Raw genomic sequence first — 4,233 nt, forward strand, 5'->3', positions numbered from 1 at the left:
GAACCGGCCTTGCGATCGTGCTCGCGTTCCCGGCTGCCTATGCGATCGCGCGTAGCGAGGCGGGAAAGCGCTTGGTCCTGCCGATCGTCATCAATCTTCGCGCCGTGCCGCTGATCATCTTCGCGATCCCGCTTTACATGATGTACCAGTGGCTGGGCCTGCTCGATACGCGGATCGGGCTCGGGCTCATCCTGACCATCGTCAACGCGCCGCTTGCGCTCGTCATCCTGGTGAACGCGATTTCAGATGTACCGGTCGAACTCGACGAGGCGGCGAAAGTCGATGGCGCAAGTTCCTTGCAGGTGATGATGATGATCGTCCGGCCCGTCACCCGACCGGCGCTGGTCACGACCTTCATCTTCGGCTTCATCACCGCCTGGAACGAATTCCTCTTCGGCCTCATGCTGACAACCAGCCGTGCCGTCCCGATGACGGTCGGCGCATCGTTTTTTTTCGCCGCAAGCGGCGGCGGCGTAAAATGGGGAACCGCTTCCGCGGTCATGATGCTGGGCGCCTTGCCGCCGGCCTTGCTGGGTCTTGTGATGTATCGGCAGATATCAGGATCCATGACCGCTGGAGCGGTCAAAGGCTAAAGCAAGACGAAGTTCGTCGTTCTGACTAGTTGGGCAACCCTATCCGACAGGGCGAGCGCACTTGTCAGGCCAGGTGACTCGATTCCGAAAAGACTGATCAGCCGTCCGGACTGATCTGCCAGAATGTCGAAATCGCCGAACTGCAACCCGTTCGTTTTAGGCCGCAGCCCGCAATAGCTCGGCTCCAGTTCCCCGTCCCTCAGCCCCGGCCAATAGCGTCGGATGGCCGCGTAAAATGGTGTGGCCCGAGTTGCGTCGACCGCGTAGCCGACCTCATCGACGGGCTCGACGTCCGGCCCGAAACGAACCGATCCGGCCATATCCAGCGTCAGGTGAACTCCGAGGCCGCCTGGTTCCGGAACCGGATAAACAAGATGGCTGAAGGACGGGCGGCGTCCAAGCGCAAAATAATTGCCTTTGACGTAGGTGACATCTGGGATTTTGCCGCCATGCCCGCCCGCAAGGCTCCGGGCAACGAGATGGGCTGACAATCCGGCCGCATTGATGACCAGATTTGCGGCGATCCTATAGCCTTCCATATCGCCGCCAAACTGGAGCTCGCAGCCCGTTTTGTCGACGCTGCCGCCGAGAACCGGCGCGCGAAACGCAAAGGTGGCACCGGCATTCTCGGCATCGCCCTGTAGCCCCAGCATCAGCGCGCGGCTGTTGACGATCCCCGTGCTTGGGGACAAAAGCGCGCCGGCAACCTCCAGTTCAGGCTCAAGCCGTTCCACATCCGCGCGGCTGAGCATCTCCAGGTCCGCAACACCATTGTCCGCAGCCTTGGTCCGGATCCCCTCCAGGATCGGCAATTCCGCGTCGCTGGTAGCGACGATCAGCTTGCCGATGCGTTGGTGCGGAATCCCGCGCGCTTCGCAATAGCGGTAAAGCGCGTTCTTTCCTTCGACGCATAGCTGCGCTTTCAGGCTGCCCTTAGGATAGTAGATGCCGGCATGGATGACCTCGCTGTTGCGGCTCGACGTGCCCAGCCCGGGGCTGTCCTCGGCCTCCACGACAAGAACTTCGCGTCCCTCGAGCGCCAGCCGCCGCGCAATCGCCAGACCGACGACGCCGGCGCCGATGACGATGCAATCGACTTTCTCGTCGGGGACCCCCATCGTCATTCGCCAGCCCCTGGGGCACAATGCAGGACGTGCAAGCAGGCCTCACCAGAATTCCGGCCCGCCGAAAGCACCACAAGCATGACATGTCACTCCATCGGCCGTTTCTGTCCGAGCGTGCAACGAAATAAAGCACCGCGATTGCGGCAAATACCATAATGTTGGTGATCGACGAAGCGCATAGAGCTCCGGCTTGACGCCATAGCGCAGTGCGCTCCAGGCGACCGATGGCATGGTAGGCGTGGCGCCGGGTAGAACGAGATATTCGGGCCATTGAGCGACAGCACGAAGGCTACGATCAGGCTGCCAAATAAAGCCGACCATGCAGGAATGCGTCATCGCCATCGATTATCGAGGTACGCCGAGGAAGGCCGCTGCACGCCTTTCCTGGAGGTGCGCTACAGAAACTATCCCCGGCCCAGGATCATCTCCGCTGCCCGCTGCCCGATCATCATGCTGGGGGCATTGGTGTTGCCGCCGATCAGCTTCGGCATCACGGACGCATCCGCGACCCGCAAGCCACCGATGCCGCGCACCTTGAGCGTTGCCGGGTCGACGACGGCCATCGCGTCGGTCCCCATCTTGCACGTCCCCACCGGATGATAGACGGTGAGCGCTTCGGCACGCAGATAGGCGAGGATCTCGTCATCGCTGCGAACATCCTTGCCCGGCAGCATCTCCGTCCCCCTGATCGGGTCGAACTCGGATGCGGCAAAGATTTGACGCGCGATCTTGATGCCTTCGACCAACACCCTGGCGTCCTCGTCGCTCGAGAAGAAGCGATGATCGATCAGCACATCCCGGTTCGATGCCTGGCCTGACAGTTTGAGTTCGCCGACGCTTTTGGGCCTGAGCACGCAGGTGTGGATTGCGTAGCCATGGCCGTACTCCACCAGCCTGCCGCGATGGCTGCGATAGCCGGGCACGAAGTGGAACTGGATGTCGGGAATGCCGTTCGTATACTTCGTCCGGGCAAAGCCGCCGGCTTCGACGTAGTTGGTGGTGAGCATGCCCTTGCGGCCGGCAAAATACCGGAAGGGCGCAGCCAGCACGCGGGGCAAGTTGGGCAGCGACAGGCCGAGCGTCTTCGTGCTCGAGGAGCGGACCGTGATCATGCCGTCGATATGGTCCTGAAGGTTCTTGCCCACGCCCGGCAGATCGACAAACGGCTTTATACCGATCGCCTGCAGCTCGGCGGCTGCGCCGATGCCGGACGCCAGCAAGATCTTCGGTGAATTGATCGCCCCGGCCGAAAGCACGATTTCGCGGCGGGCCGACAGCGTCTTCTGCTCGCCCTTGTACCGCACCCGTACCCCTGTCGCGCGTTCCTCGGCTATATCGAGGTCGATCACTTCGCATTCGCTGAGGATTGTGAGATTCTTGCGATCGAGCACCGGGCGCATGAAGGCGGTGAAACTGCTGAAGCGCTGGCCGCGATCCTGGGTGACATTGTAGATGCCGAGGCCGAACTGGCTTTCGGCATTGAAGTCGCTGTTGGCCGGAAGACCGGCATTGTTGCCGGCCTTGACGAACATCGACGACAGCACATTCGGATCGCGCGGCTTGTCGACCAGCAGTTCCCCGCCTGTACCGTGGTAGTGCGGGTCCTGGCCAAGCAGGTTGCGCTCGAGCTTCTTGAAGACGGGAAGCACGTCGCTGAATGCCCAGCCTGCGCAGCCGAGTCGCGACCACTCGTCATAGTCCTGCGCGGCGCCCCTGATGTAGACCATCGAGTTGATGGAACTGGAGCCGCCCAGCGCCTTGCCGCGATTGACCGGAATCCTGCGGCCGTTGAGGTTGGGCTGAGGCACGCCGACATAGCAGTAGTCATAGTTCGGATTGCCGTAGAGCGAGAGGATGCCGGCAGGCACCTTGACCCGCAGCCCGCTATCGCTGCCGCCGGCTTCGATCAGGCACACTTTGTGGGACGGGTTGGCGCTCAGGCGATTGGCAAGGACACAACCGGCCGAGCCTGCGCCGATGACGATGTAATCGTAGTCAAGATTTTCGGTCTGCATGGCCAGCCCCTTTGAGAATGGAGATGCCGGGGCGGCGCGCGCCCCGGCTGAGCGGCTCATTGCAGAAGCTGCGTCCAGACCTTGGTGACGAGTTCCTGCGCCGCCGGCGAGCAGGCCTGGCCCATCTTGACGGGAACGGTCGGGAACAGCTCCGGAGCGTTCTCCTTGTTGTAGAGCGCCTTGCTCTCGTCGATCTTCACCGGCGAAGAGTGGCCGTAATAATTGTACTGCGCCGTCGCGTTGTCGATCTGGGTCATGAAATCGATGAACTTCTTGGCGTTCTCGATATTGGCCGCGCCCTTCGGCACGACATAGGAATCCAGCCAGCCGACCAGACCTTCTTTCGGCATCGCGTATTCGACATTGGCCTTGTCGTTGCGGCGAAGCCTCATGGTGTTGCCGTCCCACCAGAAATGGGCGGCAACCTCGCCGCTGCCGATGCGGTTTTCGATGTTGTCGCTGGAATAGGCCGCCACGAATGGCTTCTGCGCCAGCAAGAGG

Annotated in this window: 4 protein-coding genes; 1 reads left to right on the forward strand and 3 read right to left on the reverse strand. The window is 61.8% G+C overall.

What is annotated here, in order from left to right; all coding sequences use genetic code 11:
• Nucleotides 1-593: carbohydrate ABC transporter permease (locus tag EN750_RS20875; protein ID WP_145967805.1), on the forward strand; the 593-nt coding region annotated here is incomplete at its 5' end.
• On the opposite strand, the gene EN750_RS20880 is transcribed toward EN750_RS20875, so the two are convergent.
• The 3 genes from EN750_RS20880 to EN750_RS20890 all read right to left on the reverse strand — a co-directional run.
• Nucleotides 590-1,717 (reverse strand): NAD(P)/FAD-dependent oxidoreductase, encoded by a 1,128-nt coding sequence (locus tag EN750_RS20880; RefSeq protein WP_245482761.1) that lies wholly within the window; start codon nt 1,715-1,717, stop codon nt 590-592. The two genes, EN750_RS20875 and EN750_RS20880, sit on opposite strands and share 4 nt — an antisense overlap.
• A gap of 404 nt (nt 1,718-2,121) precedes the next feature.
• Nucleotides 2,122-3,732, reverse strand: a complete 1,611-nt coding sequence (locus tag EN750_RS20885; protein ID WP_127397511.1) for a GMC family oxidoreductase N-terminal domain-containing protein — start codon at nt 3,730-3,732, stop codon at nt 2,122-2,124.
• A gap of 56 nt (nt 3,733-3,788) precedes the next feature.
• The coding region (locus EN750_RS20890) for an extracellular solute-binding protein (RefSeq protein ID WP_127397512.1) at nt 3,789-4,233 on the reverse strand (445 nt) is incomplete at its 5' end.

The organism is Mesorhizobium sp. M7A.F.Ca.ET.027.03.2.1 (genome assembly GCF_003999175.1).
Taxonomy (GTDB): Bacteria; Pseudomonadota; Alphaproteobacteria; order Rhizobiales; family Rhizobiaceae; genus Mesorhizobium.

What these genes read in the sequence shown, in the direction of transcription:
- EN750_RS20885 (WP_127397511.1), bottom strand. Translation starts at nt 3,732, where the DNA reads ATGCAGACCGAAAATCTTGACTACGATTACATCGTCATCGGCGCAGGC.
- EN750_RS20880 (WP_245482761.1), bottom strand. Translation starts at nt 1,717, where the DNA reads ATGACGATGGGGGTCCCCGACGAGAAAGTCGATTGCATCGTCATCGGC.